We start from the raw sequence: 20,543 nt of genomic DNA on the forward strand, positions 1-20,543 counted from the left end.
ATTTTTACATGACGAACATGACACCCGTAAGCTCTGTAATTGGAGCATCAAAGACAACAACGACTTCCGTTCTTCAAGTTTCATTTGAAGAGGCGTTGGTTGATAAACTGAGCCTAGAACTTGAAAAGTCTGCTATCGATCAACTGAAGCCATTGGTGGCAAAACTTCCGGCGATCGAAAATCTTAATGAAACAGAAAACGCCGAGAAGTACGCTAGCGCGCTGATTCAGCTAGTCAAAAAGCAAGAGGCCATATCGGGTACGCTTTCCGTCGACGTTGTGAATGATTGGGTCAAGGCAATACCAGCAACTAATGGCTTGGCTGAGGCAAATGATGTCATAAACAAAGTGAATGCGACGCTTGCTAATCACTTTCGATCTTGGTTTGAAAGTAAGCTGGAGGATTCGGTCAGTCCCGGTCTTCCCAGTGGTTTTATCAGCAACTTCCGTCTCGGTGCTGAGAGTACTCAAGCTCAACAAATTTCAGGGTTAACAGCGGATAATTTAAATGAAAAAACCCAAGAAATTAAAGGTTTTTTACAAGATCTCGGAGCTTCTTTTCGTCCACAAAGAGCAGATGAAAATGCGGCTAAGTTTCTAAGTAGTGCTTTTGAATCGCTTGGTAATGGTGCTTCGGTGAACATTCACCAGATGAGACAAGCTGATTTTTCATTAACGAAAGCGCGCTTTCAATCTGCCCTTGAAACCGCACTGAATGAGAGTTTAAAAGGTATTGGTACCTTTGAGGTCAGTGATATCCAGTCACTGGCTGAAAAAATAACTTGGGTACCAGGTGTCACTCAAAAGCAACTTACAGATGTGATTAGTAAGCTTTCACAGCAGGTCAAGCAACAATTTAAAGATTATCCCCCTAGCACTGAATTAGTAGGTAGCCTACAAAGCGCATTTGATAAGGCGATGAAAGAACTCAAAGACAGCAGTGCTACGCTAAATATAACAAGTTTATTTTCGTTTGTGGCCTCTTTTGTTGTTGAAGGTCAAATATCATCTCTTCGGACAGATAAAGAAATTAATTCTTTGCAGCTTAAGCAAATATCAGAAGAGCAGTATAAAAAAATTATAAATGAGGCAAAGAGAGACACTGTTGCCTTATTTGATAAAGACCTCAAGGTGCTTTTCCATAATGTTCTTTCTAAAGGCACAAAAGATCTGGCGTTAGAATTTCCCCAACGTTTCAGTGAGATGAGGAACGATTTAGCGTATCTCTCAACTCGTCTCAAACAAATTACCATAGAAGAGCTGCAACCAGAGAAAAATGCTAATGGCACAATTAAACTAGAAAACGGTCAGCCGGTTTATAACATTGAAAGACAACATCAGCTAACTGCTAAAGACCTTCTTTCTGTTATCAAGGCTAATATCGGAGGGGAAATGGATGAGCGTGTGTTGCTGGCTTTTGAGCAACGGCGTTTAAATCGTCTAGCTAAAAGAGATGAACACAAAGAACAACTTGAGGCTCTTACTGCACAACTAAAAATCTTCGGGGCAATACAATCTCAGATACAAGAGGTACAGAAAAAAGGTTCTGAGCCTGGTGAGAGTGGGGTCTATAAACCCAAGGAACTTTTCTTAAATCACGAAAGCTTCAAAATGTCCGAAAATGACTATGAAAAGTCAGCGATATATCGTGAGCTAGCCAATGTATATAGAGAAAATAAAGGACTTGACTTCCCAAGAGTCGAAGTCAAAGCGGAACATTTAGATCAAGAGGCAATAAAAAAAGCTGGGAAGGCGGGCATTACTATTAAGGGAGAGGATTTTATTCTTTCGCCATCTAATATCGCAAAATATATCAAGGAAGATAAGCGAGAGTCTATTCATGAACTGGTGAGCTATAAAACCATTACTCCCCCTTTAGATGGAAAATATTTTATCGGTGGGCTTGCGAGAACAGATTTGACGCTCTCCCCAAAATATATTGAACGCTATATTAAACCCGAATACCGACACCCCAATGGAGGGATCATACCCGACAAAGAAGACATCAAGTTGACGCATGTAGATTTTTTAACGAACAAAATCAATAATTTTGATACAGCCGTAACATATCAGGATACGAAAGATTCCCAAAAGTTATCGAACCTTTCTAACCAGCTCAGTGAGACGACCAAATTGGTGAATACTGATGTGCAACTGAAGACGACGGATCTGAACGATACCAATTCTCAATATCTCAATACCATTGAAGCAATGAACAAGTTCATCCAAAAGTACATGAACATTATTGAAACCATCTTACGAGCGATATAAGGGTAACTTTCCATGACGACACCAACTACCACAATTGATCCTTCTCAAATAAACACAGAGGAAATGCTTGCATTTTTTGATGAAGGTGGAACGTTAAAGATGTTGCATGATGTATCAGACGATACGATTGAGCATATTTATTCAGTTGGATATAACTTTTTCCAGTCTGGTAAGCTGGAGGATGCATCGAAGATTTTCCAACTACTTGCCATGTTTGATCATTATCAAGCAAGATTTTTTATCGGTTTAGGTGCGACTCGTCAGGAGTTAGGTGAGTACCTGCAGGCGATAGATGCCTACAGCTACGCCGCACTAGTGGATATCAATGATCCACGCCCACCATTTTATTCTGCAAAATGCCATGTTGAGCTTGATCAACTAGCAGAGGCAGAGAGTGGGTTTTATAGTGCAAAGGAGATGTCTGCTGGGAAGTCAGAGTATGAAAACATACATCAACAAGCAGGCATCATGTTAGAAGCGGTGAGAAAGAAAAGGAGTAGTTAGAATATGAATTCTATTGCACTTGACCGCAACCAGAGTCAGGTCTTTACCCCTGACTCAAATCAAACTACGTCAGATAAAGTGACTGGAGTTGCATCCTCTGCAACACCTGCTGTGACTTTTGAAAACGTAAAAAGTAAAAGTACTGATGTGCCCAAAGTGGGTAAATCGGGTATTCAGCTTGATCCTCCCAATGCGGCAGTAAATGACACAATAAACGAGTTCACCATCACAGGAATGCAAGCAATGCAAGCAATGACACGCTTGTATTCCACTGTGCTGAAATCTGTCGATTCTATCATCGGAGGCTCGCCTAATATCAGAACTAAGGTTAGCGATGCGGCTGACTTTGAACTGGAATTAGCGAAAATTACAGATCAGCTTAAAGGTGCTCAATCTTCGATACAAAAGCAAGATTTAAGTATTACAAAAGAACGTCACAAAAAAGAGATGGATGCAAACGCCGAGAAGCTTATTGAATCTGAGGCTGCTGCAAAAGAAGCTCAAAAGGCGGGATTAGCAAGTAAAGTTTTTGGTTGGATTAGTGTCGCTGCTTCTGTGCTAGCTGGCATTGCGATGATAGCAACAGGTGCTGGTGCTGTTGCAGGTGTGGCTATGATTGTTGGTGGCGTGATAGATGCTACTACTCGAATTCTGGATCATGCTGGAGTAGATAACCCGATAGCACAAAAAGTCCTAATGGCTCTATCGATAGCGGTCACTGTTGTGTCAGTGGTAGTGACCTTTGGCGGGGCTGGTGCAGCTAAGTTGGCAGAAGTCACTGCGAAGGCTCCTCAAACAATCCTTAAAACGGTCAATTCCCTTTCAACAAAAGTAGGCAACGGTCTTACGAAGGTTGCTGAAATCAATATTAAGGCAGCGTCAACATCAGCAAAAGCGGTCAAGATAAGCTCGGAAACGACAGACGTGCTCGCTAATGTTGGCCAAGGAGTCTCAAATTTAGTGTCTGGTATTAAAAGAGCTAATGTCACAGGCATTGAAGCTGATCTTAAAAACTCAAGTGCAGCAATGGAGCTTATCAATGCTCAGATGGATAAAATCAAAGAGAATATAAGCAAAGTGTTTGAGAGCAACCAACATATCATGGATGCCCTTATGAGGATAATTCAAGAAAGATATGACGTCTTAAATTCAGTAGCTCAAAATAACAAATCGATAGTATAAGGATTTTTATGATAAACATAACAAATAACGCTACTTCAGTAGGCGTTAATGCTCCGAATGAGTTGGTTGGCCAGAATCGAGCCGAAAAAACATCCCAAACTAAAGTGGAGGCGGGTGCCGTTGGTGGTGTAAGCCAAGCGACAATGGGTAATATTAAAAATTATCAATTGGAAATGCCGATAGTGTCTGCGTTTGGTAAACAAGGCCAAGAGGTTTCAGCTGTAATCAATGAAGTAAGATCATCGGTAATGCAACTCACCAAGTCTGTGTTAAACACTGTAAGTAGTGAGCCGATTTTTAAATCTTCAGCAGATGCGGTTGCAGAAACGAAGTCTCTTTTCCATTTGTTACTTGAAATAACCAAACTTAGCCGTGAGCAACAGACTCGCCAACGTGATATCGCCACCAACGCTAACGTGACAAGTCTTAAGACACAGGCTGCAGAATTAAGAAGTTCGACTTACACCATGATCGCTATGGCTGTGGTCTCCGGAGTAGTTGCGGGTGTTACAGCCGCTTTCGGTGCCAATAATTCAGCAAAAGCAAGCAAGAACCTTAAGTCTGATATGGGCTTAAGTAATCAGGTAAAAATGCAACAAAAAGCAGCTGATGACATAGAAAAATTAAATACCGCAGGTATTAGTGACAGTATGCGGGCTCAGTTGAATAAAGCAAAGGCAGAGTCGGAAAAAATAAAAGCCCGCATAGATCCTGAGCTGCAAATTAACAAAACGCAATCTGACAAGCTATCGAGCTCATTTGCTGCTAAGAATTCGGTGCTTCAAACTACGGGGCAAATGTCAAACTCTGCGGTGAATATTCATCAAACTTCTGCCCAAGCGGCCACTAAAGATGCAGAGATAATAGCGGCGTTAGCACAAGCTTCTAAAGAGAAAGTCGGAGAGGGGATTGCTAACGTAGACACTATGTTGAACCATATCCTCGAAATATACCGAACTTATGTAGAGGCTATGAATCAAGCGTCTCGGACCGCCGCCAATGTTTAGATAGGATATAGATACAAAGCGCTGTTATTACAGCGCTTTTTTATTCTCTTCTATCTACTTGAGACAAACCCCGCCAGTGATTCAGAGATTGGGTATAAACTCACCTTGCAGAGCCCATTCGCTAGCCTTCTTATTCAAATCATCATGATTTGCCCAATCCAATCCATTTCAGTTCAGTTCAGTTTGTTTATGTTTTGTTATTAATGTCCACTTTTTGGTTATGATCAAAAGGGGAGATGAGTGATCGAATGACGATGAGAGGATATCAATAAAGATCTGAAATGAATTAAAAGCAGGGTTTTTGGGTATAAGCGGATGCGCTTTATAAAGCTATCAGGTACTATCGATGGCATAACAATGACAAGGGGTGATGGAATCATGCTAAAAATTGCGATCAATGGATTTGGACGTATCGGTCGTAATGTTTTGCGCGCTGTGTACGAGAGCGAAAAAAATCAACAGATTAAGGTTGTTGCTGTCAATGAACTCGCTCAGCCAGATGCGATGGCGCACTTGTTACAATACGACACTAGTCATGGGCGCTTTGGTAAAAAGATTACCAATGATCAAGAACATATCTATGTACACCACAGTGGTGGAGATGTTGACTCGATAAGGATCCTTCATCTGGCGGAGATTGATCTTTTGCCTTGGCGAGACTTGGAGGTCGATATTGTTCTTGATTGTACTGGAGTTTTCGGATCACGTAGCGATGGGCTTGAACACTTAGTAGCAGGGGCAGGCAAAGTCTTATTCTCCCACCCAGGAGGTCCTGACCTTGATAATACTATTATCTATGGAGTGAACCATACATCGTTAATGCCTGACCATGTCATTGTTTCCAATGGATCATGCACAACCAATTGTATTGTGCCGATTATAAAAGCGCTAGATGATGCCTTTGAAATCGAATCAGGCACAATAACCACGATACATTCATCAATGAACGATCAACAAGTTATCGATGCCTATCATTCAGATCTACGTCGAACTCGCGCAGCGAGCCAATCTATCATTCCTGTCGATACCAAATTACATAAGGGCATTGAAAGAATCTTCCCGAAATTTTCCAACAAATTTGAAGCTATTTCGGTCAGAGTGCCGACAGTTAACGTGACTGCGATGGATTTAAGCGTTACCGTTCACACTGATGTGAAAGTTAATGACATAAATCAAACGATAATTGACGCGTCTCGGTGTACATTGCAAGGTGTTGTTGACTATACTGAGGCTCCACTGGTCTCGATCGATTTTAATCATGATCCGCACAGCGCGATTGTCGACGGTACACAAACACGAGTGAGCAATGGTCACTTGGTCAAAATGTTGGTGTGGTGCGACAACGAGTGGGGTTTTGCTAATCGAATGCTAGATACGGCATTGGCGATGCAAAACGCAAAATAATTTTGTAGGTGATAATTATTTTTAGCCTTGAAATAAATGTTATCATCTCCATATCACTACCAGTGAAATGCATTGTCTAGCTGGATTGCTAGGCTATTAAGCTTTTATTTAATGAATATTTGAGAGGACTCATCATGTCTGTAATCAAGATGACAGACCTAGATCTGGCGGGAAAAAGAGTATTTATTCGTGCTGATCTTAATGTACCAGTAAAAGATGGCAAGGTAACTTCTGATGCTCGTATTCTTGCTTCTTTACCAACGATTCAACATTGTATTGAAGCTGGTGCTAAGGTAATGGTTACCTCTCACCTTGGTCGTCCTTCAGAAGGCGAATATGCGCCTGAGTTCTCCCTACAACCTGTTGTTGATTACCTCGACGACGCGCTTAGCTGTGATGTTAAGTTGGCCAAAGATTACTTAAATGGTTTGGACCTAAACGCTGGCGAGTTAGTGGTTTTGGAAAACGTTCGCTTTAACCAAGGCGAAAAAAGTAACGACTCTGAGTTATCACAGCAGTACGCTGCTTTATGTGACATCTTCGTTATGGATGCATTTGGTACCGCACACAGAGCGCAAGCTTCTACTCATGGAATAGGAATGAAAGCACCGATTGCATGTGCTGGACCTCTTTTGGCAGCAGAGCTTGATGCTTTGGGTAAAGCCATGGATAACCCTGAGCGTCCATTGGTTGCGATTGTTGGTGGGTCTAAAGTCTCAACCAAGCTAACAGTTCTTGAATCGCTATCTAAAGTCGCTGACCAACTGGTTGTTGGTGGCGGAATTGCCAATACCTTCATTGCTGCTGCAGGACATAATGTGGGTAAATCACTCTATGAAGCAGACCTTTTGGATACGGCGAAAAAATTGATGACAGAGTGTTCAATTCCGGTGGCCACAGATGTCGCGTGTGCAAAAGCGTTTGATGAAAGTGCGCAAGCTGAAATTAAGTCTGTTACTGATGTTGCTGATGATGACATGATCTTCGATCTAGGGCCTGAATCAACTCAAGCGCTCGCTGACATTATTGCTGATGCCAAAACAATCCTTTGGAATGGTCCAGTTGGAGTGTTTGAATTTAAGAACTTCGCAGCCGGCACTCAAGGCATTTCAGAGGCGATTGCGAAGTCAGCAGGGTTCTCCGTTGCGGGTGGTGGTGATACGTTAGCAGCGATCGATAAGTTCGGTATAAAAGCCGATGTATCATATATCTCAACGGGTGGAGGTGCCTTCCTTGAATTTGTAGAGGGTAAGGTGCTCCCCGCTGTTGCTATGCTTGAAGAGCGAGCTAAATAATAAGTAAAAAGCGGGAGTTTACCTCCCGCTTTCTTGTTTGCTCCACGGTCTGATGATTTGATAATATCTTCGCTGTGGTGAGCAAACGTTTAAAACAGATTCAGTTTTATTTTTAAACGACAGATAATATAGGATTACTTCCATGTCTAAGATCTTCGACTTTGTAAAGCCAGGTGTTATTTCTGGCGATGACGTTCAAAAAGTGTTTGAAGTAGCGAAAGAAAACAGTTTTGCGCTACCAGCGGTAAACGTTGTTGGCACTGACTCTGTCAATGCTGTTTTAGAGGCTGCGGCAAAAGTAAAAGCGCCAGTCATTATTCAGTTTTCTAATGGCGGTGCTGCTTTCTTCGCGGGTAAAGGTCTAAAACTTGAAGGTCAAGGAACGCAAGTTCTTGGTGCAGTTGCGGGTGCTAAATATGTTCACTCCGTAGCGGAAGCTTACGGTGTACCTGTTATTTTGCACACAGACCATGCTGCGAAGAAGTTACTTCCTTGGATTGATGGCTTGCTTGATGCGGGTGAAGAGTATTATGCCGCTACAGGCAAACCACTATTCTCTTCACATATGATTGATTTATCTGAAGAGTCTCTTGAAGAAAACATCGAAATTTCTGCTAAATACCTTGAGCGTATGGCAAAAATGGACATGACGCTTGAAATCGAACTTGGTTGTACTGGCGGTGAAGAAGACGGTGTGGATAACTCTCACATGGATGCTTCAGATCTTTATACGTCACCTGAAGATGTTGCGTACGCTTATGAGAAGCTGAACGCTATCAGCCACCGTTTCACTATTGCAGCATCATTTGGTAATGTTCACGGGGTTTATAAGCCAGGTAATGTTGTGCTTACTCCAACGATTCTTCGTGACTCACAAGCTTATTGCTCAGAGAAGTTTGATATTGCGCCTAATGCACTAAACTTTGTTTTCCATGGTGGCTCAGGTTCAAGTCTTGAAGAAATCCGTGAATCAATCAGCTATGGTGTGATTAAAATGAACATCGATACTGATACTCAGTGGGCAACATGGGATGGTATTCGCCAATATGCAGCGGATAACCATGATTACCTTCAAGGCCAAATCGGTAACCCTACAGGCGATGATGCGCCAAATAAAAAATACTACGATCCACGCGTCTGGTTGCGCTCTGCTCAGTCTTCAATGGTGAAGCGCTTAGAGCAAGCGTTTTCTGATTTAAACGCTGTTGATGTACTGTAATTTTCTATTTTAAAAAAGCCCGCTTTTAAAGCGGGCTTTTTTTATCTGTTGCTTTTCATATATTCTCAAACTCAACTCACTTATCTAAGTATTGTATGGGTGATGACTTTGAACGTGGTGTCGAACTTGACTTGGGTATATATTCGGAAAAGAAAAATCATAAACCTGTCGTATTGATATTAATGTTATGAGACATTGAGTCGATGGAATTGTTTATTTATAAAATAGAGGGGGCTTTTTATGGCTGCTGAATCAGAGCAACCAAGTATGCCAATCATCAGTGAAATGGGACAATTTGGCGGGTGGTTAACCAACCACTCGGATCTTATTATTCAGTATTGTGTCAATATTATTGCGGCAGTCCTGATTCTATTTGTTGGCTACCTATTGAGTAAAGCGATTGCCAACGGTACGGCTAAGGTCTTACATAAGAAGAATATGGATAAGGCGGTTGTGCAATTTATTCATGGCCTTTTGCGTTATGCTTTATTTGCGATTGTCTTTGTTGCGGCTCTGAGCCGTTTAGGCGTTCAAACGGCCTCTGTTGTTGCGGTAATTGGTGCAGCAGGCCTTGCGATTGGCTTGGCTTTGCAAGGATCTTTGTCGAATTTTGCGGCCGGAATCCTGATCGTCATATTCAGACCTTTTAAGTCGGGAGACTATGTGCAGGTCAGTGGGGTTGCGGGCTCAGTGGACTCTATTCAAATTTTTCAGACGATACTAACTACGCCTGATAATAAAATGGTAGTGGTACCAAATAGCAGTGTGATTGGTAGCCCCATCACCAACTATTCACGCCATAAAACCCGCCGGATTGATTTAGTCATCGGTGTTTCTTACAGTGCAGATTTGAATAAAGTAAAGTCGCTACTTTTAGCACTTTGTGAGGCAGATTCTCGTGTCTTGAAAGATCCTGGTGTGGTCGTTGGTGTGCAGGCATTGGCAGATTCTTCGGTGAACTTCGTGGTTAGACCTTGGGTGAACACCTCGGACTATTGGGACGTGTATTTCGATCTCTTGCAATCTATCAAAGAAAGTTTGGATAAAGAAGGCATAGATATCCCTTTCCCACAAATGAATGTTCATCTCAATAAAGTTGAGAGCTAAAAAACAATGGCGGGGATATTTCCCCGCCTTGATCCAGATTTATCTATGATGTCATCAGCTCTTTAAATAGCAAAACGGCAATCGTAAACATTGTAATAGCAACTATCATATCAATCGCTCTTTTAACCCTTGGCTTGGATAATACTGGCCCAAGTTTCGCGGCTCCAACAGACAGAGAGTAGAACCAGACAAAAGATGCAGTCATTGTCCCGATAGCAAATGCAATTCGGTCTTGCCCCTCAAATTGACCACCAATCGAACCGAGTATGACAACAGTATCAAGGTAAAGGTGTGGATTGAGTACTGTAACAGCTAAGGCTCCAGCGATAACAGATTTACGTCCCCGGCTCATCATTTCTGTTTGAGATTCAGGTTGTGAGTTAGTTCTGATAGCACTTTTGAGTGATAGAAATCCGTAAAAAATCAGAAAAGCAATACCGCCGATGGTTACGGCTGTCAGTAGTATCGGGTTGCTTGACAGTAGTGCGCCCCCACCAAAAATACCTAAGGTAATGAAAAAAACATCTAAGAAACTACAGATAGTTGCAGTCATAAGATGATGATTTCTTTTGATACCTTGGTTTAAAACATAGGCGTTTTGAGCACCAATAGGAATAATCATACTTGCTCCAAGGCCAAACCCTTGCAATAAAACCCATATGTTCACGTTACTCACCCATTCAATGAAATAATATTGAATGCTGAGAATAATGTAATTAATCTAATTAGGATAATTAATGATTTTAAACATACATTAGTATTACTTATGGTGAAGTTATGAGAGGTATGGACTATCGTTGGCTTGAGGCTTTGGAGGCTGTCATTACATTGGGGAATTTCGAGCGTGCTTCCACGGCGCTTTTTATTTCGCAGTCTGCGGTATCTCAGCGTATTAAACAACTGGAGAAATACTTAGCACAGCCGGTTTTGATTAGAGAGCAGCCCCCTAAGCCGACAGTGGTCGGTAAAAAGTTGCTCGGTTTATATCATCGAGTTCAATTACTGGAAGATGAACTAGTACCGGAGCTTACCAATAATCAACTCGATAAGCCCTTAACAATATCAATTGCCACCAATGCAGACAGCCTTGCCACATGGCTGCTACCTTCACTAGAAAGTGTGCTGACCACAAGAAATATTGAGTTAAAGTTAGCCGTACTCAATGAAAAACGAGCGATCGAAAAACTTAAAAGTGGGGAAGTCACCGGAGCCATTAGCCTTGAGTCTCGACCTATTCCTGGTTGTCAGGCTGACTACTTAGGTCGAGTGGACTATGTGTGTGTGGCCAACCCGAAGTTTTTTGCTCGCCATTTTACCAATGGCGTTAATATAGAGAGCTTAAAAGTTGCTCCTGGCGTCGCTTATGATCAACACGATAATCAGCATCAGCAGTTTCTTAAAAAACATTTCAACTTGTTGCCTGAAGATGTACGAATCCATAGGGTCGCCAGCTCGGAAGCTTTTGTTACTATGGCTGTTAAGGGCATGGCTTACTGTCTTATTCCTCGTTTCCAAATCGAAACAGAGTTAGAGACAGGGCAGCTCGTTGATATATTGCCGGGCTTTTTAAGTTCATACCGAATCTATTGGCATCATTGGCAATTAGAGTCTGGTGTGTTGGAAGAAGTCACACAATCAATTGTAAGTTTTGCACAGAAGGTACTTTCGAGTTAGGAGCGTTGAAAATTGCTGAAATGATATGGAACCACTTAGGATAACTCGAATCAAAGTCAAGGTAGACCAGATAACGTTAGGTAGATAAGAATGAAGACAATCGCAAAATTGATGCTATGTACTGTGGCTCTAGTTCAACCTGTTGTTCATGCCAGCTCAACGCCAGACTCACCTCACCTTATGACGACAGGGTATGGTCAGGTAGTGGCGACACCCGATATGGCTGAGTTTTCGGTAAAGGTCATTGAATCTAAATCGACAGCGGAAAGAGCGAAGAAAGCCGTGGATCAAGCGGTAACAGAGTTTTTAGAGGCACTCGCATCTCAAGGTGTTAAAAAAGAGGATATTTCCAGTTCTAATTTATATCTAGCGCCACAGTACCATTATCCAAAAGAAGGCAAAGCTGAGTTAACTGGATATCGTGCAAGTCGAACTATAAAAGTTTCGGTGGGGGAGCTTGGTAAGCTCAATCAATTTCTCGACGTGGCGTTAAAGTCTGGTATTAATCAGGTCGATAATATTGAGCTCAAAGTTAAAGACAAGGCTAGTTATATCGAGAGAGCACGAGCAGCAGCAATTAAAGATGCTCAGCAGAAAGCAGAGTCAGTTGCGCAAGGGTTTGGACAACAATTAGGGGGTGTATGGAGAGTGACTTACAATAACTCTTCGCAACCGGTTGTTGCGACAAGGGCCATGGCGATGGACTCTAGAATGGAATCAAATAGCTATCAAGACTCTAGCATTGTAATTCGTGATCGAGTTGAGGTCATCTTTAAGCTCGATTAAGTCACATGCCTTCCGTAGCAAGGTTTTGCTACGGACTCTGACTTCAAGATGCAGGACTTAGAGTGATGCCAAGGTGCTGAGTTTAATGAAAATGCCGCTGCAGAGTAGTTAGCCCTTTTTCAGTTGTTTGATGATGAAATCAGCGTTGTGGCACGCTATCGAAGGAGAGTTGTTTTGCTTTACATGCGTCGATATTGATATTCAATTTAGATGACTAGATCCTCAAATTGTTGGCTTGCCTATCAAGCAAGCCATTCGCTGAACCTAGTATCTTGAGGTTACTTAGGTATATATCAGGCAGCAATACCACTTTTTTCTATGATGGCTTGTATTTGTCTCATATTTCTTGTGAGGGCCAAATCAAGTTTTTCGAGTGTTGCATCAATATTTCTGTCGATGAATGGCTGGATAATACTCTCGTAATCATTGATTGAATTGAGCACGGACAAACCACTATTGTGTGCAAAGTAACGATAGCGATGTGCCTGATTAAGCATGTGATTGAATAAAAAGTGCATATTTTTTGCTTGGGTTCCGCTTAGCAGTTCCCTGTAAAATTGATGCTGTGCATCTTCTTGAGTACACCAATCGAGTTCGGATACGTTTTGATAGTCGCGAGTTAAGTGATGAAATGCACTAATGACTCTTAATTCCCAGCCTCGATTATTCTCTCTCATGGCTCTTCTCAACAGCTCTTTGGATACTAACCTTAGACCATCATAAACTTCTTTCAATTCATCCGAAGAGATATCGGCAACCCAACACCCTTTTTGTGGTTCTAGATTAACGTAGTTAATCCAAGAAAGCTTTACCAGTGCTTCTCGGATTGGAGATGCGCCGACTTGATATTTTGTTTTTAAGTCCGCGACGACGAGTTTGCTTCCTGGTTCTAACTTTCCAGTAAGGATGTCTTTTTCAATAAGTTGTGAGACTTTGTCTGTTAAGGTTGGCGTTGACACTATACGTTCCTCTGCGTGTTCGGAAGGAAAGACTGAAACCGCACAATAAGTCCTTCAGCATAAGTGACTTTATAATATGGCGTACCAAAAGTTTGGGCAAGAAGAAAAATATGAAAATGGAGGCATATCGCCTCCATTTGCTATTAAGTGATGTTAATTGAGAATGATGTCTTACAAAACATGAACTGATGCAGTGTTTGTAGTACCAGAAGCGACCAAGGCACCAGAAACCATGATAACAATATCACCATGTTGACCTAAACCAGATTGGAGCGCTAATTCTTTACCAGCGACAAAAAAGGCATCGGTATTGTCCATAGTATTGACAAGCATAGGTGTGACGCCTTTAGTCAGAACAAGCTGGGCTGCCGTCTTCTCATTTGTTGTAAGCGCGAGAATGTTCGCTGTTGGGAAGTATTTGCGCACTGAACGCGCTGACTTACCACCTTCAGTGGCGACAACAATAAGAGGTGCTGCGAGTTTTTCAGCAGTATCCACAGCGCCCTTACATACGGCTTCTGTGATGCGTAAGCGAGGGCTATCAAGGCGTGACCCAAGCTCTGCTTTGAGTGCGGCATCGGTACGATTCGCAATTTGTGCCATTATAGTAACAGCTTCTACAGGATATTTGCCTTTTGCTGTTTCACCAGAAAGCATAACTGCATCCGTGCCATCCATGACGGCATTAGCAACATCACCAGCTTCTGCTCTTGTTGGTCTGGGGTTATGAATCATTGAATCGAGCATCTGAGTTGCAGTGATGACCATCTTACGAGCACGATTACACTTTTCAATCATCATTTTTTGCGCAAAAATAACTTCTTCAGCAGGAATTTCTACGCCTAAGTCACCTCGAGCAACCATGATTCCATCGGACAGTTCGAGAATGTCATCAAAGTTGTCAACCCCTTCTTGGTTTTCAATTTTTGATATGATGTGAATGTTTTCACCACCAAAAGCGGTCAGAACTTCACGTATCTCTTGTACATCGGATGCTTTGCGAATGAAAGAAGCCGCAACAAAGTCAACGCCTTGCTCACAGCCAAATTTAAGGTCATTTTTGTCTTTTTCTGACAGGGCTGGCAGATTAACAGAGACTCCGGGTAAGTTGACGCCTTTATTCTCACCAAGAGCACCGTTATTTAGAACTCGACATTTGACTTCTGTTGCTGACGTCTCGGTCACTTCCATTTCAATCAAGCCATCGTCGACTAAGATGGTGTTTCCTGGTTGTAGATCTGAAGCAAAGCCGGGGTAGGTAACAGCAACTTTTTGTGCATTACCGATGACGTCAGTATTCGTCGTGAAGGTAAAGTCTTGGCCAGCAACTAAATCTACATCTTGACCACCGTCAAGCTTAATGGTTCGAATTTCTGGCCCTTTAGTATCAAGCAGTATAGCAAGTTGTTTACCTGACTCTTGCATGACCTTGCGGAAGTTATTGATGCGTGTTCCATGTTCGACGTAGTCACCGTGAGAAAAATTTAGGCGCATAACATTCATGCCTGCAGCGACTAGCTCTGTCAGTTTTTCAATAGACTCAGTTTTAGGGCCAATCGTACATACGATTTTGGTCTTTTTCATGGAAAGTACTCTCCGGTCAATCTAGTTACAATGTGAAAGTCGTTTATCAAGCGAAAATTGAGTCGGCTTTACGTCAATCATCAGCTCAGTATTTGTCATTATACCGAGCGTTATTGGTTCATCTGATCTGAAAGTCTTTCACACTTTTTAGTTATAAAATAACTAATTTAGCGGCGACTTAGTGCAGAAATGTCCCATACTGCATGGAGAAAATGACGAATTCGTAAAGAAGTTACACTATTTTCTGTAATTTTTTTTCTTTTCGGTTGTAAATTCTATCACTGAATCCAACCAATATCACGGTCTAAAAGTGGTAGAAATGGTCGGTTTTACCTTTCTTATTTATTTTTTATATCAAAATAAATAGTGTTTAATCTTTCGTTTTGGTTATAATTGGTTTCATTGCGAAACTTTATTTATTTGGTTATATGTCAAAAAGGAACACACAGCTTAGACGTCATGCTATTTCGACCATGGTCAATGAGCAGGGTGAAGTGAGTGTTGAAGCGCTTTCTGCACAGTTTGAAACATCAGAAGTCACTATTCGCAAAGACTTAGCTTCATTAGAAGAAAATGGTCAGTTACTGAGACGCTATGGTGGTGCAATTGCTTTACCTAAAGAAGTCGTCAATGATGCAATGAACACAAAGGTTTCACTTCGAAAGAACCAACTTGCAAAAGAAGCCGCCAAGCTAATCCGTGATCATAACCGAATAGTGATCGATAGTGGCGGCACGACAGGTGCGCTTATCGAACAACTTAATATGCTACGGGGCTTGGTTGTCATGACCAATTCTTTGAGTGTGGCAAATAAGCTCAGTGAACTAGAAAATGAACCGACGATATTGATGACGGGGGGAACTTGGGATGCCCGCTCGGAATCTTTTCAAGGACAAGTGGCTGAGTCAGCCCTGCGCTCCTACGATTTTGACCAACTATTTATTGGCGCTGATGGCGTTGATTTAGATCGAGGAACAACAACGTTCAACGAATTGATCGGTCTAAGTAAGGTGATGGCTGAGGTGTCTCGTGAGGTCATTGTTATGGTTGAATCAGAAAAGATTGGTCGAAAAATCCCTAACTTAGAGCTAGCTTGGCAAGCCATTGATGTGCTAGTGACCAATAAAGATGTAGAGCCTGAGCTTAAAAACTGCATTGAGGCTCGGGGTGTAAAAGTGCTCTGTGCTTAAGTCTATTCTGTATTTCGAGATAGCTGGGTTGTACGCAGAGATTTCCTTAATTCAATGAGTATGCAGTGGCATACTTTTTTAAAGTTTAATTTGGAGTTAAAACATGTGTGGAATTGTTGGAGCCGTAGCTCAGCGTGATGTTGCTGAAATTTTGGTTGAGGGGCTGCGTCGTTTAGAGTACCGAGGCTATGATTCTGCGGGACTGGCGATTGTGGATGAAAATGAGAATTTCAACTGTCTACGTCGCTTAGGTAAGGTTCAACAATTGGCTGATGCGCTAGAAGAGCACGAGGCCAAAGGAGGGACTGGGATTGCCCACACTCGTTGGGCGACTCATGGTGAACCTTCCGAAATCAATGCCCACCCACATATGTCTGGTGATATTGCTGTGGTCCACAATGGTATTATTGAGAACCACGAGGTTTTACGAGAGTTATTGGTATCACGAGGTTATGTATTTGAATCTCAGACTGATACTGAGGTGATCGCCCACTTAGTAGATTGGGAAAGCCGCCAATGTGATTCACTTCGTGAAGCACTACAAAATACGGTGAAGCAACTTGATGGTGCCTATGGAACGGTTCTTTTTGATCGTAAAGACCCAACGAGAATTGTTGTTGCCCGTTCAGGAAGTCCAATAGTAATCGGGCTTGGTATTGGTGAAAACTTTTTGGCATCTGACCAACTAGCTTTACTTAATGTCACGCGTCGTTTTATGTTTTTAGAAGAAGGCGATGTCGCTGAAATTACCCGACGTGAAGTATCTGTTTTTGATGTAAATGGTCATTCGGTAGAACGCGAAGTTAAAGAGAGTAATGTTTCTCATGATGCTGGTGATAAAGGCGAATACCGCCACTATATGATGAAGGAAATTCATGAACAGCCTCTGGCATTACAACGCTCACTGGAAGGACGCCTTATTAACGGGCAGGTAAATGCAGCCGCATTTGGTGAAAATGCTGCGGAATTACTCAGCCAAGTCAAACATGTGCAGATTATTGCCTGCGGGACAAGTTATCACGCAGGTTTAGTGGCTCGTTATTGGCTAGAGGAATGGGCAGGTGTTTCTTGTAATGTAGAAATAGCCTCGGAGTTTCGTTACAGGAAGTCTCATGTATTTGAAAATTCTCTCTTGGTAACTATCTCGCAATCAGGGGAAACCGCTGATACTCTGGCAGCATTGCGTTTGGCTAAAGAAATGGGCTATATGGCGAGTCTGACGATTTGTAACGTACCGGGTTCATCTTTGGTCCGTGAGTCGGATATGGCATATATGATGAAAGCTGGAGCAGAGATCGGTGTTGCTTCGACCAAGGCATTTACAGTGCAGCTTGCTGGATTGTTAATGCTGGCTGGCGCTATCGGTCATTATAATGCATTGACCGAGGAGCAAGAAGCTCAATTAGTGACGGCTCTACAATCTTTACCGACCAAGATTGAACAGACGCTGTCTATGGCGGATGCTATCGAAGCATTGGCAGAAGACTTTGCTGATAAGCATCACTCACTCTTTCTCGGTAGGGGAGAGCAGTCTGCTATTGCGATGGAAGGTGCATTAAAACTTAAAGAAATTTCCTATATTCATGCCGAAGCATACGCTGCGGGTGAACTTAAGCATGGTCCATTAGCCCTAATTGATGCTGAGATGCCCGTGATAGTGGTAGCTCCAAACAATGAATTGCTTGAGAAGCTTAAGTCTAATGTTGAAGAAGTGCGAGCTCGTGGTGGACTTATGTATGTCTTTGCTGATGTGAACGCGGCATTTGCGAGTGACGAAACTATGAAGGTGCTTAGTGTTCCTCATTGTGATGATTTCATTGCACCGATTATATACACAGTACCATTGCAATTGCTGTCTTACTATGTCGCACTTATCAAAGGCACGGACGTTGACCAGCCGCGTAACCTTGCTAAATCAGTGACGGTGGAGTAACTAGGGCTTTTTGACCCTTCGAGACTGTGAAAGACAATAGAGGTTAGACCAAACAATAACCTTTAAATATTCTGAGCCCGGTTAAGCGAGCAAACGTTAACCGGGTTTTTATTGCGGTAAAGTTAAAGTAGGTTTGATCTGAAAAGCAATTAATGAAGGGGGAGGTGAAGGAAGGCTTTTTTTGCCAATATACCCTGTTTTTACGCATCCAGATGAGGCTAAGAGCTAACCTCTACTGGAAAATGTTCTGAACCATACGGGCGCCCAAACTTGCAGAAAGTGCGAATATTGCCGCCTTTATAGAATCTTTGATACTCATCCATGAGTGAATTGTACAAAGGTGGCCTATTTGGGGCTCTCGGGCTATTACAGGTACCCGAAAACTTGTTGTTGGTTTACAGAGTAAAAGCTAGCAAATGCAGTGTTATCTTTTGATTGATCTTACCAGAACAACAGCTAGCAAGGATGACACTGCATAGATAACAATCTCAGGATCATTAACCCATAATAATCTGATTATTTTTCGGTGATGAGTAAGCGTTCTGCTCGTAGAACTGTAAAGTTGATGTGTAGGCTTTTTCTATTGAATCAGCGACACCTGCTTTATTATCTTGCTCGGCAAGGGCAATAATATCCTCATAATTAATATGATAATTATTGAGTGCTTTTACTCTCTCATCACCCTCAGCTTGAAGCGCGGTATAAACAGACATGCTTTCATTAAGAGAATGACCACCATCAAAAGTCAGGAAAGCCAGCGTATTTAATTGACTCTGCTTTGTTGAAAAATTGTCATTTTCTTTGGCTAAATATTTTGCCATATGGGTCATGATATTGGTTGAGCCAGATGCACCAGTAACAACTGCAGCACTATTCTCAAAAGCATTTTTATCGTGTTGGCTTAATTCTTGCCCAAGTATTTTTGTGTCAGGAACACTTCTACCACTGATAAAGTCATCGTATACAGCTCCTTTAGGTTGATAAGCTAAACCTGTTCCATAATGATTGGTTTGTGGTGTTTGAGCTGGTTTGATGGTTTGATCTGAAGGTGAACGAGCTTTAGTTATTGCTTGGCCGTAAAATTTATCCCCATCCATCTTGTAAGACTTTGTATCGAACCCCATAGTGCCATCGGTGTGTAATTTAACCGCGAGAAACGGAATTTTAATCATACCAAAGCCGTCATCGACTTGGCGCATCATCTTATCAAAGTTTTCCATTGTGGGTGAGGCAATGAATGTGGTGACTTCGGGTACTCTGCTAAACCATGGACGAACATCCGTACTTATCATGTTTGCAAAAGAGTTTAATTTCTGATCTATTGATGACTTTTCTCTATCTACCATTCTTCTCGAGAAATCATTAGCCAAATATTCTCCAATTTGCTTAGCATTATCTAGTGCATTTTTTGATGGATTTTTGACCATGTTGTGAGCAATTTCTGAATCAAAACGGCGGTTAAAAAGAGCATCCATATATTGGTTATTATGCTTTTCTTTTTTTACATCTGAAATTTGCTTGCTCACAACACTCTGTAATGGGTCATCATTTGCAAGCTTATCTTTTGCTTTTTCTAATAGGTTCGTTAATGAGTCTTTATTCACTCCTCCTGACATCCATAATGACTTAGCCTCATTCGCCAGCTCTTGTACTTCTGGATCGCTACTTTGAGAAAATTTAAAAGCAAATTCTATGATGCTTTCACTCTCTGTTTTAGGTGCAGTTCTTTCTGCCATTGAGTTCAATTCAGTCAATGGTGTTGTGGTACTGTTCTTAAGGATATCAATTTTGGCCTGAGATATTTGACCTAGCCCTTGAACTCTACCAAATTGGTCTAAAGTCACTGACGAGCTATGAAACAAGTCCGCTTTTTGGGGATCAATAGAAAGCTTCAACACTCCAGCATCTTCAGCTCTGTTGGCTTGAATTTTGCTCGTTAAGCCTTTAATTTCTGATTGTAATTCGCGGACTCTCTCCCCCCTATTCTCAGCTTCTTTAGGTTTTTTTTCTTGCCATACTGTCAGTGCATTCTCTAACTTGGAAAGATTATTTTCAGATGGCGTATTTTGAACGGTTTTGAGCAGGGTAACGACATTTTTTAATTCTTTGCTCTGGTAATGTGTTATGCCTCTTGTCACTGATGTCTCAAACCTATTATCTCCTCCCTTCAACAATTGAAAAGAAAACCCTCTCGTATCTTTTTCTTTGTTAAATTGAGACTCATTAAAGAGTACTTTTAAATCTTTCTTTGGGGTATTAGAGATAGGGTCATGGGTTCGTGCCAAATTACTTGCTTCAACAGAAGTTGCTGTCGCTGAGATGCTTTTTTCCCCTAACTTTCCTGAGATTTGCTGGCTGCCTTGATTATGCTGAATGTTAATCTCTGGGGACTGAGTTGATACAGTTGATATTGCCATTATAAGATCCTT

General features: G+C 41.9%; 16 protein-coding genes. 12 read left to right on the forward strand and 4 right to left on the reverse strand.

Going from position 1 to position 20,543, the window contains the following annotated elements; translation table 11 throughout:
• The first annotated feature begins 8 nt into the window (after window positions 1-8).
• From RH40_RS13165 to RH40_RS13200, 8 genes are all read left to right on the forward strand, one after another.
• Window positions 9-2,270, forward strand: coding sequence for a virulence-associated V antigen (locus tag RH40_RS13165; RefSeq protein ID WP_009602037.1), 2,262 nt, complete (start codon window positions 9-11; stop codon window positions 2,268-2,270).
• Window positions 2,271-2,282: 12 nt separating this feature from the next.
• The gene (locus RH40_RS13170; protein WP_009602038.1) at window positions 2,283-2,774 is read left to right on the forward strand and encodes a SycD/LcrH family type III secretion system chaperone; all 492 of its coding nucleotides are present in this window, start codon (window positions 2,283-2,285) and stop codon (window positions 2,772-2,774) included.
• 3 nt (window positions 2,775-2,777) lie between these two features.
• Window positions 2,778-3,956, forward strand: coding sequence for a type III secretion system translocon subunit SseC family protein (gene sctE, locus RH40_RS13175; protein ID WP_009602039.1), 1,179 nt, complete (start codon window positions 2,778-2,780; stop codon window positions 3,954-3,956).
• Window positions 3,957-3,964: 8 nt separating this feature from the next.
• Window positions 3,965-4,963, forward strand: a complete 999-nt coding sequence (gene sctB, locus RH40_RS13180) for a type III secretion system translocon subunit SctB (RefSeq protein WP_009602040.1) — start codon at window positions 3,965-3,967, stop codon at window positions 4,961-4,963.
• A 378-nt stretch (window positions 4,964-5,341) separates the two neighbouring features.
• Complete coding sequence (epd, locus tag RH40_RS13185; protein ID WP_009602041.1) at window positions 5,342-6,367, forward strand: erythrose-4-phosphate dehydrogenase; 1,026 nt, start codon at window positions 5,342-5,344, stop codon at window positions 6,365-6,367.
• A 134-nt stretch (window positions 6,368-6,501) separates the two neighbouring features.
• Window positions 6,502-7,662: a phosphoglycerate kinase gene (locus RH40_RS13190; RefSeq protein ID WP_009602042.1), complete on the forward strand. Its 1,161-nt coding sequence runs from the start codon at window positions 6,502-6,504 to the stop codon at window positions 7,660-7,662.
• A 142-nt stretch (window positions 7,663-7,804) separates the two neighbouring features.
• Entirely contained in the window at window positions 7,805-8,881 is a 1,077-nt protein-coding gene (fbaA, locus tag RH40_RS13195; protein WP_009602043.1) for a class II fructose-bisphosphate aldolase, read from the forward strand.
• A gap of 240 nt (window positions 8,882-9,121) precedes the next feature.
• Window positions 9,122-9,988: a mechanosensitive ion channel domain-containing protein gene (locus RH40_RS13200; protein ID WP_009602045.1), complete on the forward strand. Its 867-nt coding sequence runs from the start codon at window positions 9,122-9,124 to the stop codon at window positions 9,986-9,988.
• Between the two features lie 43 nt (window positions 9,989-10,031).
• On the opposite strand, the gene RH40_RS13205 is transcribed toward RH40_RS13200, so the two are convergent.
• Window positions 10,032-10,655, reverse strand: a complete 624-nt coding sequence (locus RH40_RS13205; RefSeq protein WP_009602046.1) for a LysE/ArgO family amino acid transporter — start codon at window positions 10,653-10,655, stop codon at window positions 10,032-10,034.
• Between the two features lie 110 nt (window positions 10,656-10,765).
• On the opposite strand from RH40_RS13205, the gene RH40_RS13210 reads away from it, so the two are divergent.
• Together RH40_RS13210 and RH40_RS13215 are read left to right on the forward strand one after the other, a co-directional pair.
• Complete coding sequence (locus tag RH40_RS13210) at window positions 10,766-11,662, forward strand: LysR family transcriptional regulator ArgP (protein ID WP_009602047.1); 897 nt, start codon at window positions 10,766-10,768, stop codon at window positions 11,660-11,662.
• 90 nt (window positions 11,663-11,752) lie between these two features.
• Window positions 11,753-12,448, forward strand: a complete 696-nt coding sequence (locus tag RH40_RS13215) for an oxidative stress defense protein (protein WP_009602048.1) — start codon at window positions 11,753-11,755, stop codon at window positions 12,446-12,448.
• A 293-nt stretch (window positions 12,449-12,741) separates the two neighbouring features.
• Here the strand turns inward: RH40_RS13215 and RH40_RS13220 are convergent, their stop codons facing one another.
• Both RH40_RS13220 and pykF read right to left on the reverse strand, forming a co-directional pair.
• Window positions 12,742-13,407, reverse strand: coding sequence for a GntR family transcriptional regulator (locus RH40_RS13220; RefSeq protein ID WP_009602049.1), 666 nt, complete (start codon window positions 13,405-13,407; stop codon window positions 12,742-12,744).
• Between the two features lie 171 nt (window positions 13,408-13,578).
• Complete coding sequence (gene pykF / locus RH40_RS13225; RefSeq protein ID WP_009602050.1) at window positions 13,579-14,991, reverse strand: pyruvate kinase PykF; 1,413 nt, start codon at window positions 14,989-14,991, stop codon at window positions 13,579-13,581.
• A 428-nt stretch (window positions 14,992-15,419) separates the two neighbouring features.
• On the opposite strand from pykF, the gene RH40_RS13230 reads away from it, so the two are divergent.
• On the forward strand, window positions 15,420-16,181 hold the full coding sequence (locus RH40_RS13230) for a DeoR/GlpR family DNA-binding transcription regulator (RefSeq protein ID WP_009602051.1): 762 nt from the start codon (window positions 15,420-15,422) through the stop codon (window positions 16,179-16,181).
• Between the two features lie 103 nt (window positions 16,182-16,284).
• Entirely contained in the window at window positions 16,285-18,114 is a 1,830-nt protein-coding gene (glmS, locus tag RH40_RS13235) for a glutamine--fructose-6-phosphate transaminase (isomerizing) (RefSeq protein ID WP_009602052.1), read from the forward strand.
• A 497-nt stretch (window positions 18,115-18,611) separates the two neighbouring features.
• Here glmS and RH40_RS13240 read toward each other — a convergent pair whose 3' ends face one another.
• Window positions 18,612-20,531: a hypothetical protein gene (locus RH40_RS13240; RefSeq protein WP_009602053.1), complete on the reverse strand. Its 1,920-nt coding sequence runs from the start codon at window positions 20,529-20,531 to the stop codon at window positions 18,612-18,614.
• Between the last annotated feature and the right edge of the window lie 12 nt (window positions 20,532-20,543).

Source organism: Vibrio caribbeanicus ATCC BAA-2122, from assembly GCF_000165125.1.
Lineage (GTDB): Bacteria > Pseudomonadota > Gammaproteobacteria > Enterobacterales > Vibrionaceae > Vibrio > Vibrio caribbeanicus.